Below are 22,667 nucleotides of genomic sequence, written 5' to 3'. Positions count from 1 at the left end.
GGAACATTCCGACATACCGCATGATGTGCAAGTATATGTGTACACTGTTACACTGTCAAGTACATTTCGACGCCTCGACGCCGTTGCCATGAGACAGATGACGCCGACACAGACCAAACTACTATATACTGTATTATATTAGATAGTTATATCTACTCATCACTCAAATTCCCAAGAAAATAGCGAAGGGGATAAATAAATCTTGACAGGAATAAAACACCCGATATATATGAACACTGTACACATTAGAGCACAACCGATTCTCTTCCCGGTGAGGAACGGACGTCCCGCTCCTCACCGGGTTCAGGCAATGAACCTTTCGTAAAATCAAGGTGCTTTTCTTTACTGCCCTCCGGTGCATGCCGGAAGAAAGATGGAAAAGACATTGATCAGGGGAGGTCTTACAGATGGCTATCGACTATGAAAAAAAGGGCAGAATCGCATTGATCACGATCAATCGCCCCGAGGCGATGAATTGCCTCAACAGTGAAGACCTGTTCGAACTGGGAAGGGTATGGGAAGACTTCAGAGATGATGATGATCTGTGGGTGGCAATACTTACCGGCGCCGGGGACACATCATTCTCGGCCGGTGCCGACCTCGGTGAGCTGATCCCGCAGCTTACCTCGGGAAAGCTTCAGGTCATCCCCGAGATCCCGGGATTCTTAAAGAACTTCAAGATCTACAAACCGATCATCGCCGCGATCAACGGCCTCTGTCTCGCCGGGGGAACGGAATTGATACAGGGAACCGACATCAGGATCTCCGTCGACTATGCGACATACGGTCTCGCCGAACCTCGATGGGGGCTGTTTCCAGCCGCGGGATCGACGGTCCGGCTGCTCCGGCAGGTCCCCTACTGCCGCGCCATGGAAATTCTTCTTGTGGGCGACTCCCTTTCCGCCGAGGAAGCTCTCCGTATCGGGCTCATCAACAGGATAGTGAAAAAGGAAGATCTCATGCCGACGGCGCTCAAGACCGCCGAAAGGATCTGCAGGAACGGACCGCTCGCTGTTCGTCGCATAAAAGAATCGGCCCTCCGCTGCTACGAAGTACCCGTTGAATACGCCTACATCATGGAAAGTTATTTTGCGCGCGAGGTCTTTGCCTCGGAAGACGCGAAAGAAGGGCCACAAGCATTCTTCGAAAAGAGAAAACCGGATTTCAAAGGCAGGTAAAAAGGATTGCCCGCGATCAACTGACAGCGAGAACGTGAGGAGGAATGGTGATATGGACTTCGAACTGACTGAATCACAACAGATGCTGAAGGAGACGGCGCGCAGATTTGCCGATACCGAACTCGCGCCCATGGCATATGAGATCGATCGCGACGAGCGTTTCCCCTACGAAAATTTCAAAAAGATGGCCGACCTGGGATTTCTGGGCATCACCATTCCGGAAGAATACGGGGGGGCAGGCGGAACATACATGGACCTGATGATCGTTGCCGAGGAAATAAGCGCCGTCTGTGTCTCTTCCGCCGTCGCCTGCGGGGCCAACGCCGATCTTTTCAGTGACAATCTTTTCAGAAACGGAAGCGAAACTCTCAGGAGACGATATCTTCCTCCCATGTGTGCCGGCGACATGATCGGCGGCATTGCCATGACCGAGCCGGAGGCGGGCTCCGATGTCACTTCCATGAAGACGACGGCAGTGATGAAAGGCGACCACTATGTGCTGAACGGAGCCAAGACCTTTATCACCAACGGACCGGTCGGTGATGCCTTCATCGTCTACGCAAAGACGGACCCGGCCGCCGGCGCCCACGGCATCAGTGCCTTTGTCGTGGAGAGGACATTCCCCGGATTTTCCTCGGGCAAACAGTTCGAAAAGATGGGCTGGCGGGGATCACCCACGGGGGAGTTGATCTTTGAAGACTGCATGGTTCCGAAGGAAAACCTGATAGGGCAGGAAAATATGGGGGCCCTGATCCTCATGAGCGGGCTCAACACGGAGCGGTTGAGCCTCGGTGCCATGTCCGTTGGTATCGCCCGCGGCGCCTACGAGTTCTCCCTGAAATACGCAAAGGAGCGCGTCCAGTTCGGGCGGCCGATCTCATCATTTCAACTGATCCAGGACAAGCTCGTGACCATGGCGATGGAAATCGAAGCCGCCAGGCTCCTCGTCTACAAAGGCGCGGCGCTGGCCGACAAGGGGGAACGCGGCCGTGACGCGAACCTGGCCGCATCCTTCGCAAAACTCTACGCCACCGAAATGTCCATGAGGGCAACCACGGAAGCGGTGCAGATCCTTGGCGGATATGGATTCACCAGGGAATTCCCCGTGGAACGGATGATGAGGGACGCGAAGCTGCAGACCATCGGCGGCGGCACCTCGGAAATACAGAAGCTGATCGCCATCCGGGACCTTTTGCGATGAAGGCACGCATCTTCGGTCCGCTTGGGCGTGGATCGAAACAATTCCCCAGGAAAAGGGGTTGTGCGTGAAATCCTGAAAATATCCATGTGCCGGAAACGGACATAAAGGAGGGAACACTATGGTATCGAAACTGGAACACAATCTTGTGCAGCGGGTTGCCGTGGGCGACATCTTCAGGCGCAATGCCAGACACAACGCCGGCAAGGAAGCGATCGTCGAACGGCGCGGCGACGATTTCATCCGGTTGACCTACGGCGAGCTCAACCGGCGGATGAACCAGTTCGCCCACGCGGTGATGAACCTGGGCTTTTCAAAGGGCGACCGGGTCGCGCTCATCGGGCCGAATTCCATTGAATATGTCATTGCTCTCTACGGCATCACCAAGACGGGCATCATCATGGTCCCCCTGAACCCGATTCTCAATCCCGAAGACATCAAGTACATGATCAACCACTCCGAAGCCAAGGCCGTGATCGTCGACGACGCCTTCATCCCCATGGTCGAACAGATACGCGAGGGATGCCCGAACGTGGGGCATTACATATCGATCCCCGCCTCGAAGGCCCCCATGCCGGCACACTACGTTGATTTTTACGCCTTCATCGACGGGCAGCCCGATAACGAACCGGAAGCGATCATCTGGGAGCGGGACCCGATGTGGATCCTCTACACCAGCGGGACAACCGCACGGGCCAAGGGTGTCGTCATATCCCATCTCACCGTGTATATCACATCACTGGCCAACCTCGTTGAATACGAGATCCCCCGGAGATTCGTCGGCTCGATCGTACTGCCCATGTTCCACGCCGCCCAGCAGGCATGCACCACTTCGTTCTTCCACGTCGGCGCCCGGACCGTTCTGTTCCGGACCCTCTTCGACATCACGGAAATCCTCGAAGCCATCCAGCGAGAAAAGATCTCCTTTGTTTTCGTCCTTCCCATGATCTGGCGGGCCATGCTCGACCATCCGAACCTGAAGGACTACGATGTTTCCAGCGTTGAGCGCGCCATGTATGCCATGACTCCCATGGACCAGCGCACCCTGGAGCAGATCGGCGAGGTCTTCACGAAAAATCTCTATCTCGGTACCGGCCGGACCGAATTCTTCCCCTCATCGGAAAATTTCAAGCCCGAGTGGCAGTTGAAAAAGAAGGGAAACTACTGGGGCGAACCGGCCATTACCGTTGAAACGGTCGTCATGGATGACAACGGGAACATCCTTCCCCGGGGCGAGGTCGGTGAGATCGTCCGCCGCGGCCCCGCCCATCTGATCGAATACCTGAAAGACAGCCATGCGACGGATGAGACGAGAAAGTACGGATGGGACCACTCGGAAGACATCGGCTATTTCGACGAGGACGGCCTGCTGGCCTTTGTCGATCGGAAGAAGGACATGATCAAGACAGGGGGCGAGAACGTTCCCTCCATCAAGGTCGAGAAAACGCTGCTGGCCGATGCCCGTATCCAGGCAGCCGCCGTCGTCGGTCTGCCCCACGAACGATGGGTCGAGGCGATCACCGCTTTCGTCGTCCGGCAGCCCGGTGAGGAGCTGACGGAGGAAGACGTCATCACCTGGTGCAAGGAACGGCTGGGCGGTTTTGAAGTTCCGAAGAAGGTGGTGTTTCTCGACGTACTGCCCATGACCAGTACGGGCAAGATCCAGAAGAACGTGATCAAACAGCAGTATACCGATCTGTATGCGGAGTAAGGACCCCTCCGGTGTACAGGTTCCGGTGCAAGCTCAAGCTATCGACGAAAGGAGGAACGGACCGTTGAAACTGAAAAAGATTACGGAAGTCGGAATTGCGGTGAGAGACCTCGAGGCAAGCACGAAGCTCTTCGTTGACCTGCTCGGGGGTGAGGCCGGCGACATTATGGAGGTTCCCCTGTTCGGGATGCGCTTTCGAATGGTGAAGCTCGGCAACGTGGATTTTGAGCTCATGGAACCTACCGATGAAAACGGCCTCATCGCCCGGTTCATCGACAGCCGCGGCGAGGGACTGCACCATGTCGCCTTTGCCGTCGACGACCTTGCCGGGCGTCTCCTTGCGCTGAAAGAACAGGGCTGCCGCCTGATAAACGAGACCCCCCTTGACCTGCTGGGGGGGAAATTTGCCTTCGTTCACCCCAAGGCATTTTCGGGGGTCATGTTCGAGCTCATTGAATACCCCAAGGATTATGTATTCCCGGACGGCGAAGTGAACTCTTGATCATGCCGGTCAATACACAAAAAGGAGGATGCAGTGAATTCACAGGACTATTTCTTCAATGATGAACACAACGCGTTTCGTGAGACGGTGCGGCGCTTCATTCAGAAGGAGGTTCGTCCGAAGATCGATGAATGGGAGCACAACGGCTGCTATGACAGGACCATCTTCAAGCGCATGGGCGACCTGGGATTCCTGGGCCTCGGCTATCCCGCCGAATACGGGGGGCAGGACGCCGATATCAAGATGACCATCGTCTTCTGGGAAGAGCTGTGCCGCTGCGGCGCCATGGGGTTTCCCATGAGCGTCTGCGTGCAGACGGACATGGCAAGCCCGTCGCTGAACGCTGCGGGCACGCACGAGCAAAAGGTTAAGTATTTGAAACCGGTGTGCAGCGGCGACAAGATCATTGCGGTCGCCATTACTGAACCCAATCACGGTTCAGACGTGGCCAACATCGAAACGAGGGCGGTCATCGAAGGGGATCACTACCGGGTCAACGGGTCGAAGATGTTCATCACCAACGGAACCCAGGCCGACGTGATCAATACCGTCGTCAGGACGGGCGGCCCCGGGTACGAAGGTGTCAGCCTGCTGCTCATCGATACGGACACGCCCGGCTTTTCCGTCGGAAGAAAGCTCGACAAGATGGGCATGAAATCCTCCGATACGGCGGAACTGGTCTTCGAGGACTGCATGGTCCCGAAGGAAAACCTGCTTGGACAGGAAGGTCAGGGGTTTTTCGCTCTCATGGCCGGTCTTGAGCGGGAACGCCTTTCCGCCTGTGTTCTAGCCTACATGGGAGCCCAGGTGGCAATGGAGGAAGCGATCCGCTACGCACGTGAACGGGTGCAGTTCAACAGGCCCATCATCCGCCATCAGGTGATCGCCCACATGCTCGCCGACATGGCGACGGAGGTGGAAGCAAGCAAAAGGCTGGCCTATCACGCCGCCGCACTGGTCGATGGTGGCATCCCCTGTAACAAGGAAGTATCAATGGCCAAGCTTTTCTGCACGGAAACGTCGCTTAAGGTGATCGACCGGGCTGTTCAGGTACACGGTGGATACGGGTTCATGGATGAATACCTTGTTTCAAGGCTCTACCGCGACGCGAAGGTCGGTACCATCGGGGCCGGCACGTCACAGATCATGCGGCACGTTATCATCAGAGAAATGGGGATGCGCTGAGGCACACCCGTTCATGAAAAGGAGGTACTCATGTCTATTGTATTGGGAAGATACTTTGAAGATTTCACCGAGGGGGAAGAGATCCGCACGCTGGGGCGGACCGTCACGGAGGCCGATGTGGTCAATTTTTCCGGATTCAGCGGCGATTTCAATCCGCTCCACACCGATGCCGCATTCGCCTCGACCCAGCCCTTCGGGGGCCGCATTGCTCACGGCATGTGCGGCATGTCGATCGCCGTCGGTCTCCTGGTGCGGCTGAATTTCCTGGAAGGAACCATCATGGCGTTTTTCGGCATCGAAAACTGGCGGTTCAAATGGCCCATCATGCTCGGAGACACCATTCACGTCGTCGCGACGGTGGCCCAGAAGAAGGAAACGAGCAAGACCGACCGGGGACTGATATTCATCGATTGCGACGTCCTCAATCAGAACGGGCAGTCGACCATGTGCGGCAGGCTGATCATCCTGATGAAAAAGAAACCGCAATCGTAAGAACCGAAGGGGGTGAATCCTATGAGAGTTGCAGTTATCGGAGTGGGACAGATACCATCCGAAGAATGTAAAGGCGATGTCTTCAGCGATCAGTCCGCCCTGATCGCGAAAACGGCGCTCGCCGACGCCGCACTGGACATCGGGCAGATCAACAATGTCGTCGCCGGTGAATACGACCTCGTGACGGGAAGGACCGCCGAGCACATGTATACCGTTCCGGCTGCGGGCGGGTATCTCAAGGACGAAATCCGGATCAACGATGACGGCCTCTTCGCCCTGGCCCAGGCCTTCATGGGCATTATGGCCGGTGAGTTCGAAACGACCCTTGTCATCTCGACGGGAATCTCGTCGGAAGGTCCCCAGGAACTGGTCACGAACATGCGCCTGGCTCCGTTTTACCATCGACACCTGGGACTGCACGAAAAGCTCGCGAACGGCATGCAGGCATTTCAATACCGAGAGAAGTACGGCATCACGGAATCGCAGAGCGCGAAGGTGGCGGTAAAGAACAGGAACAACGCGCTGAAAAATCCCTTTGCCCACCTGCGCAAGAAAGTAACCGAAACGGACGTGCTGCATTCCGCTTTCGACTGCTGGCCCGTGCGCACCCTCGAACGCGCCCCCTGGTCGGACGGTGGCTGCGCCGTGGTCCTGGCAAACGAGCCATTTGCGCGCCGCATCTGCAGGAATCCCGTATGGCTCGAGGGCATCGGATGGTCAAATCATACGTACTATCTTGAAGACAAGGACCTTTCCGAACTGACGGCCACGAAACATGCCGCCAGGGCGGCATACAAAATGGCGGGGATAGAAGACCCCGCGGGAGATATCGATGTCGCCGAGGTGTACGATATCACCACCTATCACGAGCTCATGGCCTGCGAAGCCCTGGGTTTCTGCAAAAAAGGAGAGGGGAGTCGCCTGATCGACGAAGAAATGACCGTGATCGATGGAAAACTTCCCGTCAACCCGTCGGGGGGTGTCCTGTCCTCTAATCCGCTTTCCGCATCCGGCCTCGCCCGTTTTGTTGAATGTGTTCTTCAGCTCCGTGGCGATGCGAAGGACCATCAGGTAAAGGATGTGAAAACGGCCCTTGCACACTGCATCAGCGGGTACGGGGCGCAGAGAAGCTGCGTTGTTATCGCGAGGAGGTAAAATACGATGAAACGAGTTGCAATAGTTGGTGTCGGACAGACGAAATTCGTGTCCCGCCGCCGGGATGTTATTCATCCCGAGGTCACCTTTGAAGCATCGAAGGCCGCCCTTGATGACGCAAAACTCTCAATAGACGACATCGAAGCGCTGACCATGGGTGTCATGGACCCCTTTGACGGTGTCGATTGCTGTGACCGATGGATATGCGGCTCCGCCGGGGGATACAACAAACCGGTCATCAGGATCAACACGGCGGGTGCCACGGGCATGTCGACGGCCATGGCCGCCTATGAGCAGGTCGCTTCGGGAATGTTCGACATCGTCATGGCCGTATCGGAACAGCGCGTCAGCGAGCCAGTCGACGCCCAGCCGCTTCTGAACACCTGCACCTGCCCCTACCATGAGCGGGTCATGGGAGGAAGCGCCATCTCGCTCGGCGCCATCCCGGCGACCCGGCACATGCACAAGTACGGAAGCACCCATGAACAGCGGGCGCTTTCCGCCGTGAAGGCGCATAAACACGGGATGAACAATCCCCACGCTCACCTGAGGTTCGAGGTCACCGTGGAGGACGTGCTGAATTCAATGATCGTCGAGTGGCCCCTGCGGCTTCTCGAATGCTGCCCCCGTTCCGACGGTGCCGTGGCGGTCATCTTCGCCTCAGAGAACGTCGTAAAGACCATCACTGACAGGCCGGCGTGGATAAACGGCGTCATATCGATCGCCGATGGCCCCTTCTTCGGCGACAGGCCGGATGTCTCCTACGAGGCATCCCTGGCGGTCGCGGCCAGGCGTCTCTATGAGAAGTGCGGGATCAAAAATCCCCTGAAGGAGATCGACGTGGCCGAGCTTTACATCCCCTTCACCAGTCTCGAGCTGACCCAGACGGAGGCCTACGGCTTCTGCGATGAGGGCAAGGGTGGTGAGCTCCTTGAAGAAGGCGTCACCTGGATGGGAGGAGAGTTGCCCATCAATCCCTCCGGCGGCGTTCTGTGCACGAATTGCATCGGCGCGACGGCGGAGCTGCGGGTCGCCGAAGCGGCGATCCAGATCATGGGGAAAGGCGGGCTCAGACAGGTGCCGAACGCCGAGACGGCCCTGGCTTCAGGGCTCGGGGGCATGCTGCAGTTTCATACACTGATGATGCTCGGCGCACAGCCGCGATGACAAAGGAGGAAATGACATGACACAGCAAAGTGGCGGAAAAGATACAAAGGATCAGTATATCGTGGTCGAACAGACATGGAGCGTTCCCTTCAGGCATTATGCCGGGGAGATCACAAGCAGGTACCTGCGGGAATTTCGGGACAACAAGAAGATCATGGGAAGGCGGTGCCCGAAATGCAAGCAGGTCCTCGTACCGGCCCGCAAGAACTGTGAGCGCTGCTTTACCGAAACGGACGAATGGGTTGAAGTAAAGGACGAGGGGCGTCTCGTCACCTTTTCCATCAACTGCATCAAGTATGTGGGAATGCCCGATCCACCCTATATCATGGGTCTGATAAAGCTCGACGGCGCCGACACCGCGATCCTGCATTTCATCAGGGGGATCGACCTTTCCGACATCGATAAGGCCGGCAAAGAGCTGAAGATCGGGACCCGGATGAAGGCGGTCTGGAAAAAGAAACGGGTAGGGAACGTCACCGACATCGACTATTTCCAGCCGGCATGATGGAAACACAGCGCGTGAACCGGAAACGCGGGTGAGGGTACGCCCCCTTTATCCGCGCACCGGTTCATGTTCTTCTGAGCAGACAGGGCATGGTGAACGACACGATCTCCTGCTTGTCAAGGGTCAACGGTAGACTTGACCTCTTCTGTGACTTACCTGATCCTTCTGAAGAACCAGTCGCCGCCCCATTCCTCGACCCCTTCGAGACGCCACTTCCCCTCAAGCTTTTTCCCGTCGTCGGAAAGGTCGAAGTACCCGTCCCCCCTATGATTTTTAAAGGCCTGTTCATAGGAACGATGCGGCACCAGCTCCCACCAGCGGTAGCTGAAACGATCTCCCTCCAGGACCCCTCTGAGCTGCCCCTGGTTGTAATCATAGGTGCCCCAGACCTGATCGCCGGACTGCTTGAGTATCATCGATCCCCAGATGTGAGACTTCCAGATGCCGGCGATGCTGTGCCGGCCGGTTTCATCGCCCGGCTTCCCCTTCTTCGCGGGGGATGACGCCGCGCAACCAAGCAGCATCAGCAGCAGGAAACACAGCAGGAAAACGGCGGCATGGCGACAAAACCGGTGGGTCATGAGGTCCTCCTTCTTGCCGGCGGGGAGCGGGATGGATCCGGCCGGGCCGATGATCCGCCGCCTGCAACAATGAGATCGATGGGGCAAATGATGTAACCCTATACCACAGCCGGCTGCAAATAGAAAGCGCGGAGTCGCCGGAGCCATGATCACAGGGCTCCTTTCCGGGGTCCGGTGTGCGACAGGATCGCTTCCGCGGGCACACGGCAGGGTCGTGGAATATTGACAGGAACCGTCCAACATGGTTTAGTAACGACGATTTCCAGGAAAGGGGAAAAACAGGCATTTCGAAAAGCGCTTCACATGAAAGGAGGCGGTATGGCCGCATATCGTTTCGTCGACCTCAGCATCGCCATAGAGTCCGGGCTCCCCAGCGACCCGGCGATGATGATCCCGAAGATTGATTACATCGATCACGAAATGGGCGCCCCATCGATGCAGGAGTTCTTTCCCGGTGTCAGACGCGAGCAGTTGCCGGAAGGACTGGGGTGGGCCCTCGAGTTCATCAGCCTGACGACCCACAGCGGGACACATCTCGACGCCCCCTATCATTATCACCCCACCATGGATGGAGGAAAACCGTCTCTCACCATCGACGAAATACCGCTGGAGTGGTGCTTCGGCGACGGAGTGCTTCTTGATTTCCGCCACAAGGGGGACGGGGAGCGGATCACCGCGCGGGATGTCGAAGAAGAGCTCGAACGGATCGGCCATGTGATCAGGCCTCTTGATATCGTGCTCGTCCAGACCGGGGCCGACCGGTACTGGGGGACCGCCGAGTACCTGGTCAAGGGGGCCGGCATGGACCGGGAGAGCACCCTGTACCTGACGAAGCGGGGCGTGCGGGTGGTGGGTATCGACGCCTGGAGCTGGGACCGTCCCCTGCCCTATCTAGCGGAGGAATTCAAAAGGACCGGTGACCCCCGGGTCATCTGGGAAGCGCACTTCGCGGGGATCGAGATCGGGTACTGTCACATGGAAAAGATGGCGAACCTTTCGGCGATCGGAAGATCCTCAGGATTCAGGGTTTGCTGCTTCCCGGTGAATATCAGGGCCGCCAGCGCCGGTTGGGTGCGGCCGGTGGCGATCATCGAAGAGCCATGACCCACGGGAGTTACTTTGTGTCGTCCTTTTCACGTGTGCCGCGGGTCCTGTCACGCAGCCGGTACCACTTTTCGAGCCGTTCCCTGATGATCTTCTCATATCCCCGTTCGGTGGGTGTGTAGTATCGCTGGCCGCGAAGTTTTTCCGGAAGGTATTCCTGAGGCGTATATGCCTCGGGGTAATCATGGGCGTACCGGTAACCTTTCCCGTAACCCAGGCCTTTCATGAGCCGGGTCGGGGCATTCCTGATATGGAGCGGAACGGGGAGCGCCCCCGTCGTTCTGATGGCCTCCCTGACCCTGCCGAACCCCGCGTAAAGCGAGTTGCTCTTCGGTGCCGTGGCAAGATACACGGCCGCCTGGGCGAGTGCCAGGTCTCCCTCGGGAAGCCCGATAAAATGAAAGGCCTCCATGGCCGCCATGGCTATGCCCAGGGCCTGGGGGTCCGCGTTCCCCACATCCTCCGAGGCGAAGCGGACCATGCGCCGTGCGATGTACAGGGGATCTTCACCGGCCTCGAGCATGCGTCCCAGCCAGTAAAGCGCCGCATCGGGGTCGCTTCCTCTGAGGCTCTTGTGAAAGGCCGATATCAGGTTATAGTGTTCCTCGCCCCCCTTATCATACCGGAGGGCCTTCCGCTGAAGCGCCTCTTCGGCAATCTTCAGGGTGATCCTTCCCGGAGCCGTTCCGCTTTCCCCAACGAGGGGGACCGCCGCCTCAAGAGTGTTCAGCGCCGCCCGGGCGTCACCGTCGGCCGTGGCGACGATATGTTCCCGGGCGTCATCGTCGATGGACAACCCCAGCGACCCCAGTCCCCGTTCACGGTCATGGAGGGCCCGCTCCAGGATAAGGGTCAGTTCCTCTTCAGAATAGGGATCCAGCACCATGACCCGGGTACGGGAAAGCAGCGGCGCAATGACCTCGAAAGAGGGATTCTCCGTGGTGGCACCGATGAGCGTGATCAGGCCGCTCTCAACGTGGGGGAGAAAGGCGTCCTGCTGGGCTTTGTTGAACCGGTGGATCTCATCGACGAAGAGGATCGTCTTCCTGCCCTGTTCCTCAAGCTGTGACCGCGCCTCGGCGATGACGCCCCGGATCTCCTTCACTCCCGAGAGGACCGCCGAAAACGTGACGAAGTGCGACTCCGTCTCCGCCGACACGAGCCGGGCAAGCGTCGTTTTTCCGGAACCCGGCGGCCCCCAGAAAATGATGGAGAAAAGGCGGTCCTCCTCGACTGCCCTTCGAAGGAGGCTGTCCTTCCCAAGCAGGTGCTGCTGTCCGACAAATTCATCGAGGACGCGGGGACGCATCCTGTCTGCCAGCGGACGGTTCAAATCCATGGCACACCCCGTTCATAAACCCTGCACAGAGTACCCGTCGGTTTCCAGATGGTGCGGGACACCCGTGCAATACCGAATCATCATATAGAAACTCGATTCGAAGGGCAATGAATTACAACGCGAATCGCAACGGGTTCATCATGGTGCGATCCCTGTAACGCCCCGTTTCAATGGACACACCAAAAGGACCCGACTCCACGCGACAGGCCGCCTATTTCCCCTGTTTCTTCACCGCATCGACGATCTCAAACATCGTGGTGATGCGATCCTTCGGCAGTTGCCCGAAGCATCGGGCCATTTCCTCCGGCGACAGGGCGCTTTTCAGATAGTCCTCGACGGGGAGCATACCGCGCCAGCAGCCGATGATACGCGAGCAGGGAAGGCCGCCCTGCTCGCGCCGGCAGTAAGCGAAGGTAACCTCGCCCCCGAGTTTAAGACACCGGATCATCCTTGAATCATAATCTGACATGTCATCCATCCTCGTCAGGGTCTCGGATACTGGCCGACCACCTTACGGGCCCGCTCGATCTCCTCGTCGGGAAGTTCATAATTGAACAGTTTCCCCGCCAGATAGGCGTCGTATGACGCGAGATCGACCAGCCCGTGTCCGCTCCAGTTGAAGAGAATGACCTTTTCCTTCCCCTCCTCCTTCGCCCGCAATGCCTCTTCAATGACCGCCGCGATGGCGTGGTCCGTTTCGGGCGCCGGAATGAACCCTTCGGTCCGTGCGAACTTGATGCCGGCGTCAAAGGTCTCAAGCTGATGGTACGCCCTGCCTTCGATGACACCTTCCTTCACGAGATGGCTGATAATGGGCGCCATGCCGTGATACCGGAGACCTCCGGCATGTATCGGAGCGGGCACGAAATCATGACCCAGGGAATGCATGGGGAGCAGCGGGGTCGTCATCGCCAGGTCACCGAAGTCATAGGCGTAGGGACCGCGGGTGATGGTCGGACAGGAGGACGGTTCCGCAGCGATGATGGAGATGTCCTTTCCGTTGATCTTGTCCCGGCAGAAGGGAAGCGCGATACCGGCGAAATTGCTGCCGCCGCCGGCGCAGCCGATGACCACGTCGGGATACTCACCAATCTTCTCGAGCTGCCGCTGCGCCTCCAGGCCGATGATGGTCTGATGGAGCAGGACATGGTTCAGCACGCTTCCCAGAGAATACCGTGAATCACCGTTTCCGACGGCATCCTCGATCGCCTCGCTGATGGCGATACCAAGGCTCCCCGGCGAATCGGGATGTTCCGCAAGGACCTTTTTCCCCGTTTCGGTGATATCGCTGGGACTCGGAAAGCACTGGGCACCCCAGGTCTCCATCATTATCCGCCGGTACGGCTTCTGGTCATAACTGACACGGACCATGAAGACGCGGCATTCCAAACCGAACATGCAGCAGGCCATGCTGAGAGCGCTCCCCCACTGGCCAGCACCCGTTTCCGTGGAAAGCCGCTTGATGCCGAAAGCCTTGTTGTAATAGGCCTGGGCGATCGCGGTGTTCGGCTTGTGGGAACCCGCGGGGCTCGTCCCCTCGTTCTTGTAATAGATCCGCACCGGCGCGCCGAGCAGTTTTTCGAGATTATACGCCCGGCACAGCGGCGTGGGCCGCCAGATGAGGTATTTTTCAAGAACCTCTTCCGGGATATCGATCCACTGCTGCGGGCTCATCTCCTGCTCGATGAGATTCATCGGAAAGATCGCCGCCATGTCATCGGGACTGATCGGCTGCCCCGTTCCCGGATGGAGCGGCGGCCTCAGGGGTACGGGCATATCGGACAGGATGTTGTACCACTGCCGGGGCATCTCGCTTTCATTGAGAAATACTTTTACCTCTTTCATTCCTTTTCCTCCTTTCATGCTCTCACTGATAGTTCCTCTTCATCTCTTACACATAAAAAAAGCCACGGGACGCCCCGTGGCTCGCATATACAAAAACGCCGTGGGGGTCACCGTATCCACACCCACGGCTCTTTTCTCATCATGTTGTCAAGGGAGAGCGTATGGGAGCAGGCCTATATCACCTGCCACCACCAGTACAGTCTATGGATCAACGCCCTCTTCATGATCCGTTCAAAACCTTTCAAACCGGAAATTTCGAAAACCGATATCACAGGAAACCCGGCCCGTCAAGCGTAATTTTATCACCATCCCCAATCCGTACCCCGTAATCCGTAATCCCCATAATCCATAATCCGTACCCCTACCCCCCACTCGCACCGCTCCTATCTTTGAAGAATGCCGCCGTTTCCCTGGTCATGATGAAAAAAGTGGCAAGGGCGAAGAGGACGATGTTGCACCCCGCGAGCAGCAGGAAAAGAAGGTGGGGCTGCTCCATGGCCGTCAGGAGATACACAAGAAAGGCGATCATGAGAATATTGACCACGACGCAGAAATAACGCCCCATGTCCCTGAGCGCGTAAACCATGAAACAGCAGAAGAGCCCCACCGTGTCATGAATGAACAGAAGCTGGCCCAGCATAACGAACTGGACGAGAATGAAGCCTCCCCAGGCGGTGAAGAGAAAAATGATCCCCCTCTTCACCGACGGTGGAAACTGCTTAAAGGGTATTTTCTGCACGATCTCATCCTTTCCGTTTCAGGCATGACCGCGGCGGGCGCGCTCAGGTGTAACGCTTTTTCATGTAGAACGCGAATCTCTCGACGAGTTCCTGCTCGATCGCTTTCTTGTGCCGGCCCTCGACGGCCTTAATCATTCCATCAAGGGTCGTTATGATGATGCCGTCGAAATCACCGATGTTGACCGAGGCTTCGCCGGGCCTCACCAGCAGGGGCTGCGGCATGATATCTTCCTTGAACCCCTTTTCCATGACGATGTTGATCAGGTGGCAAACCCGCCACAGGTTTCCCGTCACCGTATCAAGAGGCTCATCACCGGCGAAGAGTATTTTCCCCCGCACGGCAAGCGCATCGGGCGACTCCAGCTTCTCTATCACAAAAATGCCGCCGGGACAGATGACCAGGTTCTCCACGTGAAAGAGCTCAAAGGTGATGTCATGAAAGATGAAATGGGAGTCGTCCAGTTCCGCAAGACGGTCGGCGATCAGGCGGTCCATCCTCAGAGATTCCTCCACCCGTTCTTTTCTGAAGATCCTGCGCCATCCCAGGGGATTTATTTTATAGGAAACAAAGAGGATAACGGCGACGACAATGGAGACGGTTAAAATGATCGAGGGTATCTCCTCCCGCCAGTCATCGGCACTGTACGCCAGGAACCCCACCAGCAGGACCACCACGATGACGATGAATCCGAGGTGCTTTCCCGTAGTGGTTTCGATCTTTTCTCCGGGATATCCCTCGATGTAGGCCATGGTTACCGCTCCCTTCCGCGTACCTTATGATCAGCAGCTTGAAAGCACCCATTCCGTGTCCGATTTATGCAGAATATATATACTGTTACGGTAATTAATGCCAGTCGTTATTTCCTGGCCGTATCCGGAGGGCGTTACCCGCCCTGCCTCCCCCTTCTGCGGGGGAGGCGGAGGGTTATGGGCGGGCAGACGATGTTGCAGTGTAAACACTCTGTTTCGGTACTACTTGTTACATTTTCCCTGCGTCATGCAGTTTCTTTTCTTCAATATGCTTCGCCACTTCAGCCTTGATCTTCTCGGGGCTGTCGAAGGGGAATATCGGCTCATCCTTCATGTAGGCGTGATCCAGGGTCGTTCCCAGGTAAATGAGCAGGCAGAGGAGAATGGCGGAACCAAGACCCCAGGCGGCGCCGCGGGTCGCCAGAATGGCGCCGGCCACACCGGCGATACCAAGGTCGTTGAAGGAGCGCGCTTTCAGAACACCGATCCTGACACTGACGTACCCCTGGATGAGCATTGTCGAGGCCAGTCCCACGCCAAGTATCGGTTTCACCGTCGCAAGAATGGGGGCCAGGAAGTACCCCGTCCAGGTACCCCACCGGAACGAGCCGGCGCCGCCGTTGACGGATTCCATTGCCACCGGGCCGTGTTTGTAACGCTCGCAGACGACGACCTGCATGGCCGCCCACAGGGGCCCGCACATGGAGATATCGGGGCCGAAGACGCTCATGATCAGGTTACGGGCGCCGAAAATGATGTGCGACCGGTTCGGGTTGTAGTCTACGTCCTCATCGGGGCGATACCGCTGGGCGTCTTCCAGAAGGGCCTGGCTCTGAATAACGTCGCCGAACACGACGATGTAAGCGCTGATAACCATGGGAAGGCCCGTGATGAACATCTTGAAAGGCGGTACCGGAATGGCCCCCAACATGGTCCAGTCTCTGAGCAGTGAACCGAAATCCGGATTGGTGAATATCTTCGCTTCATAGGTGGGCCAGGGAATTTCGCCGACCAGGGGACCGACGATGACCGCAAGGGCCAGGGCGGGCATCATGCCCAGGTTGGACAGATAGTAGAGAACCTTGTTCTTGTTTCTGATCTTCTTGAAATGACCCGAGAACAGCAGGTAGTAGGCAAGACCGATACAGATGATGATCGTCCAGGGATAGGAATCGAAGCTCTTCAGACCTTCACCGGGCTTGAACACCAGCATGATCGCGGCGAAACCGGCACCCAGGAGGATCGCGGCCTGCACGGCGTTGGGAATAAGCGAAATGAACTTTTTCGCCAGCCCCGTAACACCCAGCAGGACGCAGAAAAGACCGAAGGTCATCTCAAAGGCGATCAGGGCCTGCATCCGCTCAACACCGGGGGCAAAGGTTTCGCAGTATGCGATCAAGAGCGGGATCGCCGGTGTGACCCATCCCGGTACAACGGGATCACCAAAGGTTACGTGTGCCAGATAGAGGGTCCCGTTCAAAATAACGATGGCGAGCGCCACCTCGAAGGACATACCCAGTTTGCCGGTCAGCACGGGAATTATTGAAAGGCAGACCGTACACATCAGGAGACCCTGGATGTAGTCGGCCCACTCAAAGCGGTAGTGAACAAACGGGATTCTGAGTGTCAGGGGTCCGGCAATGTGGATTCCCGGTTGAATCCCTCCATACTCTCTCTCTTTTCTCATTTCTTTCCTCCTCCATGCGGGAATTCAATTCCCGATCCTGAAAATTACATGTTAGAAAGCCCTTTGGTCACCATCACAATAATCGAATCAACTCAGGCCTTGGCGGTGTCGGGAAGATCCAACACCTTGCCGGGTATATATCAATATTCATGCCATCCGGGGCACTGTCATAAAAAATCAACAAATCCAGTGATTTTATGCTGTTACAAAAACCACACGGGCTCATTCACAAGGGACCGTTTCCCATGTCCCCGAACCAGTGATGCTTCGCTGCATCACCTGCTGGCGAGATGGTCAGTAACATATTGTTATCACGATTATATTTTGTTTTCATGACCGGTCATTGCGTTTTTGCATCATCTTTTCCCGATCATTGCACAAAGCCTGTAATTATCGAATATACAGTGACAAATGACGCATTTTCCTCTCTTGAGAGATGATGCATGGTCGCACCACTCCTTTCGACACATACGCCAGATTGGCGTAAACCATGTCAAATTGATGCGGTGCCGGGGTGTGTGTCCACCACCGAGGCGCGGGACCGTCCCGGTGTTCGTTGTTTTCCTTGACAAGATCACGGCCGATGGACTATGAGGCCCTCCTGTGAAGCCTCCATCCCGGGCACAGGGTATGCAAAACACAGGGGTGGCACTGTTCATGATGATTGCGGTTCTCGGCCGGCCGGGTTATAATGGCGGCCATCTCGGTAACAGCAAAGGAATTTCTCTGTGATGAAAACAGACAACGGAAAAGAAGTCAGGGTGCGATTCGCGCCAAGCCCGACGGGGTATCTGCACGTGGGCGGCCTGCGGACGGCCCTCTTTAATTATCTCTTCGCCAGAAGCAGAGAGGGAAAATTCATCCTTCGGATCGAGGATACGGATCAGAAACGCTCGATCCCGGGAGCGCTGGAAAATCTGATCGGCACGCTCAGAGCGGTTGGTCTCGATTATGACGAAGGCCCCGATGCCGGTGGAGATGCGGGTCCCTATATCCAGTCGGAACGGCTTGAACTCTATCGGGAATATACGGACAGACTTATTGAAAGCGGGCATGCCTACTATTGTTTCTGCACGGAAGAGCGCCTCGACGAACTCCGGGAGATGCAGCGGAAAACAAAGCGGCCCACCATGTACGACGGAAAATGCCGCGACCTACCGCGACGCGTGGTTGATGAAAACCTGGAAAAGGATGTTCCCCGGGTCGTCAGGCTCAAATATCCCCGGGAAGGACGGGTCGTTTTTGACGACATCATCCGCGGCAAGGTGGCCATGGACAATTCACAGATGGACGACCAGGTGCTGCTCAAATCCGACGGTTTCCCCACCTACCACCTCGCCAGCGTCGTCGACGATCACCTGATGAGTATCAGCCATGTCATCCGCGGTGAAGAATGGCTTTCAAGCGTCCCGAAACATCTGTATCTTTACGAATCCTTCGGGTGGCAGCCACCGGAGTTCGCCCATCTGCCCCTGCTGCTCAACTCGGACCGGAGCAAGCTGAGCAAAAGGCAGGGTGACGTGGCCGTTGAAAGTTATCTCGCATCGGGATACCTGCCCGAGGCGCTGCTGAACTTTATCGCCCTCCTGGGCTGGCATGGTCCCGACGACCGGGAACTGTACACATTGAAGGAACTGGAGGAGGTTTTCACCCTTGACCGCATCAACAAAGCGGGGGCGATCTTTGATATAGAGAAGCTCAACTGGATGGGCGGCCAGTATATTCGCCGCCTTCCGCTGGAATACGTGGCCGAGCAGGCAAAGCCTTACTTCGAGAATGCGGGGATCGACATCGGTGAGGACGCAAAATATCTCAAGGTCATCACCATTGCCCGTGATTATATTTCACGACTGTCGGATATTGTGAACCACGCCCGCATGTTCTACGAGGACCCGACCTTATCCGAAGAGGACCTGGAATTTATCACCGGCGATCCATCTCAGGCGATATACGCGTTCTGGGCGGCGGCGTTGAAAAAACAGCGCGCCTGGACCCTTGAGGAGCTTTCCCTCCTGGTAAAACAGTCGATGAAAGAACTGGGCATCAAGGGAAAGGATTTCTACTTCCCGCTCCGGCTGGCCCTCTTCGGAAGCTGTCACGGCCCGGACATACCCACGTTGGTGGACGCCCTGGGCAGGGATGAGTCCATCAGGCGGATCGAAGCGCTTCTTGCGGCGTAGCCCTCGGGCGGCGCCGGCTCACATCATACCGGGGGAATGAAAGAAATAGCGGTCCCATTTCCACCGGCGCCGGGAAGACATGAAACAGAGAGGATACTGTACCTTGAAACCACCTGTGAGGAGAAGGTTCAGTGCTTCTCTGTTGGACGCCGGCACGAGCATTGACAGGCGGCCGCCGGCACCCCCGGCGCGGGCAAGTGAAAAACGCAGCACCTTCATGAGGAGGGACGGTTTCAGGACCGCGAGGGGACCCACATGGCCGTCCGGCCAGATATAGACATAGCCTCGTATCGCCCCTCCCCGCAGAAAGGCATAACAACTCACGCCCGGTCCGGACAGGAAAAACCGGTGATGGCGCTGCCGGACCATTCCCAGCACCTGTTCGTCCACTGGCGACAGTTCCCGTGAGCCCCGGGCAGACACTTTTTTTACCTCATATCCCTTCGGGGGGTGCTCCGCTTTCAGGAACGCGGGAAGCCGTCCGGCCGTGCCGGTCAAGCGGTATATGATCTCCCGCCGGCCCATGCCGAATGAGTCATAAAGCCTCTGGGAAACGGGATTATAGGCATAGGTGACAACCCCCCGTTCCATTCCCTCCGAACCCGTTCCGGCGGAAAGGACCTCCTCCAGGAGGGTCCTGCCGATGCCGTGATTCTGCCAGGAAGGTTTTACGAAGAGATGGGAAAGGAACCAGAAGGTGCCGCGGGTCCAGCTGATGGCGGAACCGACGATCTCACCGCGGTGCTCAGCCACCCGGAACCCCCGGGGTTCATACTTCAACGAATAGGCGTAAAAAGGGTTTACCGGCAGATCTCGAAGCGAACGATATTCAAACCCCCTGGTCCGGTTGAGTTCCGACACGGCCTCACGGTATACGCGGGCCACGCCGGGGATATCATCGGATCCCGCGTGACGAAAAACGACATCCATGGTCTCTTCTTCATCCCCTTCGGAAATTCCCTCATGCCGGTGATGAGCCGTGATGTCCCTCACCTCCCGGAGAGGGCCGCGGCAAGATCGTCCATGAGGTCTTCAGCGTCTTCGATGCCCACGGAGTAGCGAATAAGGCTTTCGGGGATACCCATAGCCGCCCGCTCAGCCGGGGTGCACTCCACGTGACTCGTGACCGCCGGCGGTCCCGCGATCGTCTCGACGGCACCGAGGTTGGCCGCCCGATGGGCATACCGCAGGCGCGGCAGGAATTTTCGCACCTCGTCAAAATCACCTTTCAGCATGAAACTGAGAATGCCGCCGAAGCCGTTCATCTGCCGCCGTGCCAGTTCATGCTGTGGGTGACTTTCAAGGCCCGGATAAAAGACCCGTTCCACCAGATCATGGGATTCAAGAAAGCGGGCGATCTTCATGGCGCTTTCACACTGCCTGGCGACGCGAAGATGAAGGGTTTTCATGCCGCGCAGGAGAAGATAGGCGGACTGCGGGTCCAGCATCGCCCCGTTGATCTCACGAAAATGGAAGACCGATTCGACCAGATCAGCGGGACCGCAGAGGGCGCCGCCCAGGGCGTCGGCGTGACCGCCGAGGAACTTGGTAGCGCTGTGGACCACCAGGTCGGCGCCGAGTTTCAATGGCTTCTGGTTGATGGGCGTGGCGAAGGTGTTATCGACGACGACCAGCACGCCGCGCCGCTTCGCCGCGTCGGCAAGCTGGGCGATGTCGACCATCTTCAGGGTCGGGTTGGTGGGGCTTTCCAGGTAGAGCAGGCGGCATCCGGCGGCGATCTCCCGCTCGATCTCATCATGATCGGTGGTTTCACAGAGGGTTACCTCTATGCCGAAGCGGGGCAGGAACTCGATGAAAAGCTTGTTGGTACCGCCGTAACTGTCCTTGATGGAGACAACACGGTCCCCCGGTGACAGCAGGGCAAAGAGGGTATTGCTGACGGCCGCCATTCCCGTCGCAAAGGCCGTTGCCGCTTCAGCTCCCTCAAGAAGACGGATCTTCTCTTCAAATACCCGGACCGTGGGGTTCGTGTTCCTGCTGTAGATGTGTCCTCCCCTTCTTCCGGCACCGACCTCCATCCACCGGTCGAGATCATCATAGCCGAATGAAACGCTCGGTACGATGGGGACCTGCGTCGAACCTTTCCAGAAGGGTCCTTCCTCACCTGCCCAGACGGACGTCGTCCCGGGGCCGGGAGCCCTGTTCTCTGTCGCTGAGCTCTGCCTTCTCCTCGCCATTCAACCCTCTTTCTTTTCCCGCTTTTCCTGTTTTACCTGTTTGTAGAAAACCGACAGGGCGATGAACACCATGACGGCACCGATAAGCACGCTGAGGCGGTCGGGCTTGACAAGACCGTATATCAGGTCGGCGGCGCCCAGAACGACAAAGATGAAAAGATAATACTTTTTCACGGGGTCCCCTCCCGCCTTCTCTCACACCCGGTCATGGACCTGCCGGGTCACTCAATCAAGTATTTCGTAACTGCTGATCTGCACGCTTGAGCGAAGATTACTCAGTATCCGTTCAAGCAGAATGCCCTCTTTGGTATTGTACAGATATCCGAAGGTTGCACGCACACCGAGGGAAATGAACTGGACGGCCCGGTCCAGCGCGATCGGCAAACTGTCACCCTGCAGGAGACTGCCCACGATGACGCTGGTGAAGGCATCGCCGGTACCGGGATAGGTGGCCGGCAGGTACTCGCAGACGACCTTCCAGAACCGCCGACTGTTCCGGTCGTAGGCAATCACCGACGTCATGCGGCTTCCTTCCTCTTCCGGGATACCGGTAATGATGACGATGCGGGGGCCCTTTTCCGACAGCCGAACGATCATGTCCTTCGCCGCCTCGATCGGAAATGAACGCCGGTACGGTTCATCCAGGAGCAGGCACGCTTCCGTCAGGTTCGGCGTGATGACGTGGGCCTTTCCGATCAGCTTCCGCATCTCCGCGACCATGTCGATCCCCAGAGGACCGTACAGGGCACCGTCATCTCCCAGGACGGGATCGACGACAACGAGTTGATCCTCCCGGTGAAAATAATCGATGAAATCGATAACGATACCGATCTGGCGGTGCGACCCGAGAAACCCGCTGTATACGGCGTCGAAGGACAGTTCCAGTTCCTTCCAGTGGCTGATGAACCGCTCGATATGTTCGGTCAGGTCGACAAAATAGAAATTTGAAAACTTGCTGTGCGTTGAAAGCACCGCTGTCGGCAGGGGACAGACCTGGATGCCCATGGTCGAAAGGATCGGTATCACCACGGTGAGCGACGCGCGCCCGAAGCCGGACAGGTCATGGATCGCGGCGACCCGCTGAACAGGATTTTTCATCAAGACCCCCTTCCCCGCCCTGAACTCCTCCGGATGCCCGGCGTGGCACGTT

At 57.2% G+C, this 22,667-nt stretch carries 22 protein-coding genes; 11 read left to right on the top strand and 11 right to left on the bottom strand.

From position 1 onward, the window contains the following. Positions 1–407: 407 nt before the first annotated feature. From JXO48_10505 to JXO48_10465, 9 genes are all read left to right on the top strand, one after another. The gene (locus JXO48_10505; protein ID MBN2284310.1) at positions 408–1,178 is read left to right on the top strand and encodes an enoyl-CoA hydratase/isomerase family protein; all 771 of its coding nucleotides are present in this window, start codon (positions 408–410) and stop codon (positions 1,176–1,178) included. A 52-nt stretch (positions 1,179–1,230) separates the two neighbouring features. After that, complete coding sequence (locus JXO48_10500; GenBank protein ID MBN2284309.1) at positions 1,231–2,379, top strand: acyl-CoA dehydrogenase family protein; 1,149 nt, start codon at positions 1,231–1,233, stop codon at positions 2,377–2,379. Between the two features lie 118 nt (positions 2,380–2,497). Beyond that, complete coding sequence (locus JXO48_10495) at positions 2,498–4,087, top strand: AMP-binding protein (GenBank protein MBN2284308.1); 1,590 nt, start codon at positions 2,498–2,500, stop codon at positions 4,085–4,087. Positions 4,088–4,151: 64 nt separating this feature from the next. Then, positions 4,152–4,589 (top strand): VOC family protein, encoded by a 438-nt coding sequence (locus tag JXO48_10490; GenBank protein MBN2284307.1) that lies wholly within the window; start codon positions 4,152–4,154, stop codon positions 4,587–4,589. Between the two features lie 33 nt (positions 4,590–4,622). Beyond that, the gene (locus tag JXO48_10485; GenBank protein ID MBN2284306.1) at positions 4,623–5,774 is read left to right on the top strand and encodes an acyl-CoA dehydrogenase family protein; all 1,152 of its coding nucleotides are present in this window, start codon (positions 4,623–4,625) and stop codon (positions 5,772–5,774) included. A gap of 42 nt (positions 5,775–5,816) precedes the next feature. Next, complete coding sequence (locus tag JXO48_10480; protein ID MBN2284305.1) at positions 5,817–6,266, top strand: dehydratase; 450 nt, start codon at positions 5,817–5,819, stop codon at positions 6,264–6,266. 21 nt (positions 6,267–6,287) lie between these two features. After that, positions 6,288–7,421: a thiolase family protein gene (locus tag JXO48_10475; protein ID MBN2284304.1), complete on the top strand. Its 1,134-nt coding sequence runs from the start codon at positions 6,288–6,290 to the stop codon at positions 7,419–7,421. 6 nt (positions 7,422–7,427) lie between these two features. Then, positions 7,428–8,588, top strand: a complete 1,161-nt coding sequence (locus JXO48_10470) for a thiolase family protein (GenBank protein ID MBN2284303.1) — start codon at positions 7,428–7,430, stop codon at positions 8,586–8,588. A 16-nt stretch (positions 8,589–8,604) separates the two neighbouring features. After that, positions 8,605–9,093, top strand: a complete 489-nt coding sequence (locus JXO48_10465; GenBank protein MBN2284302.1) for a Zn-ribbon domain-containing OB-fold protein — start codon at positions 8,605–8,607, stop codon at positions 9,091–9,093. A 152-nt stretch (positions 9,094–9,245) separates the two neighbouring features. Here JXO48_10465 and JXO48_10460 read toward each other — a convergent pair whose 3' ends face one another. Further along, the gene (locus tag JXO48_10460; GenBank protein ID MBN2284301.1) at positions 9,246–9,674 is read right to left on the bottom strand and encodes a hypothetical protein; all 429 of its coding nucleotides are present in this window, start codon (positions 9,672–9,674) and stop codon (positions 9,246–9,248) included. Between the two features lie 318 nt (positions 9,675–9,992). Between JXO48_10460 and JXO48_10455 the strand changes: the two genes are divergently transcribed. Then, on the top strand, positions 9,993–10,778 hold the full coding sequence (locus tag JXO48_10455) for a cyclase family protein (GenBank protein ID MBN2284300.1): 786 nt from the start codon (positions 9,993–9,995) through the stop codon (positions 10,776–10,778). A gap of 10 nt (positions 10,779–10,788) precedes the next feature. On the opposite strand, the gene JXO48_10450 is transcribed toward JXO48_10455, so the two are convergent. The 6 genes from JXO48_10450 to JXO48_10425 all read right to left on the bottom strand — a co-directional run bounded on the left by JXO48_10450 (position 10,789) and on the right by JXO48_10425 (position 17,139). Beyond that, positions 10,789–12,117 carry a replication-associated recombination protein A gene (locus JXO48_10450; protein ID MBN2284299.1) on the bottom strand — a complete coding sequence of 443 codons (1,329 nt, stop codon included), beginning with the start codon at positions 12,115–12,117 and terminating at the stop codon, positions 10,789–10,791. A gap of 211 nt (positions 12,118–12,328) precedes the next feature. Further along, on the bottom strand, positions 12,329–12,586 hold the full coding sequence (locus JXO48_10445) for a hypothetical protein (GenBank protein MBN2284298.1): 258 nt from the start codon (positions 12,584–12,586) through the stop codon (positions 12,329–12,331). 14 nt (positions 12,587–12,600) lie between these two features. Beyond that, positions 12,601–13,962 carry a TrpB-like pyridoxal phosphate-dependent enzyme gene (locus JXO48_10440; GenBank protein MBN2284297.1) on the bottom strand — a complete coding sequence of 454 codons (1,362 nt, stop codon included), beginning with the start codon at positions 13,960–13,962 and terminating at the stop codon, positions 12,601–12,603. Positions 13,963–14,323: 361 nt separating this feature from the next. Continuing rightward, positions 14,324–14,701, bottom strand: coding sequence for a hypothetical protein (locus tag JXO48_10435; GenBank protein MBN2284296.1), 378 nt, complete (start codon positions 14,699–14,701; stop codon positions 14,324–14,326). A gap of 43 nt (positions 14,702–14,744) precedes the next feature. Next, positions 14,745–15,452: an NERD domain-containing protein gene (locus tag JXO48_10430; protein MBN2284295.1), complete on the bottom strand. Its 708-nt coding sequence runs from the start codon at positions 15,450–15,452 to the stop codon at positions 14,745–14,747. A gap of 229 nt (positions 15,453–15,681) precedes the next feature. Next, positions 15,682–17,139: a hypothetical protein gene (locus tag JXO48_10425; GenBank protein MBN2284294.1), complete on the bottom strand. Its 1,458-nt coding sequence runs from the start codon at positions 17,137–17,139 to the stop codon at positions 15,682–15,684. A 731-nt stretch (positions 17,140–17,870) separates the two neighbouring features. On the opposite strand from JXO48_10425, the gene JXO48_10420 reads away from it, so the two are divergent. Then, positions 17,871–19,319 (top strand): glutamate--tRNA ligase, encoded by a 1,449-nt coding sequence (locus JXO48_10420; protein MBN2284293.1) that lies wholly within the window; start codon positions 17,871–17,873, stop codon positions 19,317–19,319. A gap of 18 nt (positions 19,320–19,337) precedes the next feature. On the opposite strand, the gene JXO48_10415 is transcribed toward JXO48_10420, so the two are convergent. Genes JXO48_10415 through JXO48_10400 form a run of 4 tightly spaced genes read right to left on the bottom strand, consistent with a single transcriptional unit; the run spans position 19,338 to position 22,618 of the window. Continuing rightward, a complete protein-coding gene (locus JXO48_10415) occupies positions 19,338–20,249 on the bottom strand; it encodes a GNAT family N-acetyltransferase (protein ID MBN2284292.1) in 912 nt (303 codons plus the stop codon). 59 nt (positions 20,250–20,308) lie between these two features. Further along, the gene (locus JXO48_10410; protein MBN2284291.1) at positions 20,309–21,517 is read right to left on the bottom strand and encodes a cystathionine gamma-synthase family protein; all 1,209 of its coding nucleotides are present in this window, start codon (positions 21,515–21,517) and stop codon (positions 20,309–20,311) included. Further along, a complete protein-coding gene (locus tag JXO48_10405; protein MBN2284290.1) occupies positions 21,518–21,691 on the bottom strand; it encodes a hypothetical protein in 174 nt (57 codons plus the stop codon). A gap of 51 nt (positions 21,692–21,742) precedes the next feature. Next, entirely contained in the window at positions 21,743–22,618 is an 876-nt protein-coding gene (locus tag JXO48_10400; GenBank protein ID MBN2284289.1) for a pyridoxamine kinase, read from the bottom strand. Positions 22,619–22,667 lie beyond the last annotated feature (49 nt).

The organism is Deltaproteobacteria bacterium (assembly GCA_016933965.1).
GTDB lineage: Bacteria > Desulfobacterota > Syntrophia > Syntrophales > UBA2210 > JAFGTS01.
This window is presented reverse-complemented; position numbering and strand designations above follow the sequence as displayed.

Bases quoted from the DNA above. Each gene is read 5' to 3' on its own strand.
- JXO48_10505 (MBN2284310.1), top strand. From the start codon at position 408: ATGGCTATCGACTATGAAAAAAAGGGCAGAATCGCATTGATCACGATC.
- JXO48_10500 (MBN2284309.1), top strand. From the start codon at position 1,231: ATGGACTTCGAACTGACTGAATCACAACAGATGCTGAAGGAGACGGCG.
- JXO48_10495 (MBN2284308.1), top strand. From the start codon at position 2,498: ATGGTATCGAAACTGGAACACAATCTTGTGCAGCGGGTTGCCGTGGGC.
- JXO48_10475 (MBN2284304.1), top strand. From the start codon at position 6,288: ATGAGAGTTGCAGTTATCGGAGTGGGACAGATACCATCCGAAGAATGT.
- JXO48_10470 (MBN2284303.1), top strand. From the start codon at position 7,428: ATGAAACGAGTTGCAATAGTTGGTGTCGGACAGACGAAATTCGTGTCC.
- JXO48_10465 (MBN2284302.1), top strand. From the start codon at position 8,605: ATGACACAGCAAAGTGGCGGAAAAGATACAAAGGATCAGTATATCGTG.
- JXO48_10460 (MBN2284301.1), bottom strand. From the start codon at position 9,674: ATGACCCACCGGTTTTGTCGCCATGCCGCCGTTTTCCTGCTGTGTTTC.
- JXO48_10455 (MBN2284300.1), top strand. From the start codon at position 9,993: ATGGCCGCATATCGTTTCGTCGACCTCAGCATCGCCATAGAGTCCGGG.
- JXO48_10450 (MBN2284299.1), bottom strand. From the start codon at position 12,117: ATGGATTTGAACCGTCCGCTGGCAGACAGGATGCGTCCCCGCGTCCTC.
- JXO48_10445 (MBN2284298.1), bottom strand. From the start codon at position 12,586: ATGTCAGATTATGATTCAAGGATGATCCGGTGTCTTAAACTCGGGGGC.
- JXO48_10440 (MBN2284297.1), bottom strand. From the start codon at position 13,962: ATGAAAGAGGTAAAAGTATTTCTCAATGAAAGCGAGATGCCCCGGCAG.
- JXO48_10430 (MBN2284295.1), bottom strand. From the start codon at position 15,452: ATGGCCTACATCGAGGGATATCCCGGAGAAAAGATCGAAACCACTACG.
- JXO48_10425 (MBN2284294.1), bottom strand. From the start codon at position 17,139: ATGAGAAAAGAGAGAGAGTATGGAGGGATTCAACCGGGAATCCACATT.
- JXO48_10420 (MBN2284293.1), top strand. From the start codon at position 17,871: ATGAAAACAGACAACGGAAAAGAAGTCAGGGTGCGATTCGCGCCAAGC.
- JXO48_10415 (MBN2284292.1), bottom strand. From the start codon at position 20,249: ATGGATGTCGTTTTTCGTCACGCGGGATCCGATGATATCCCCGGCGTG.
- JXO48_10410 (MBN2284291.1), bottom strand. From the start codon at position 21,517: ATGGCGAGGAGAAGGCAGAGCTCAGCGACAGAGAACAGGGCTCCCGGC.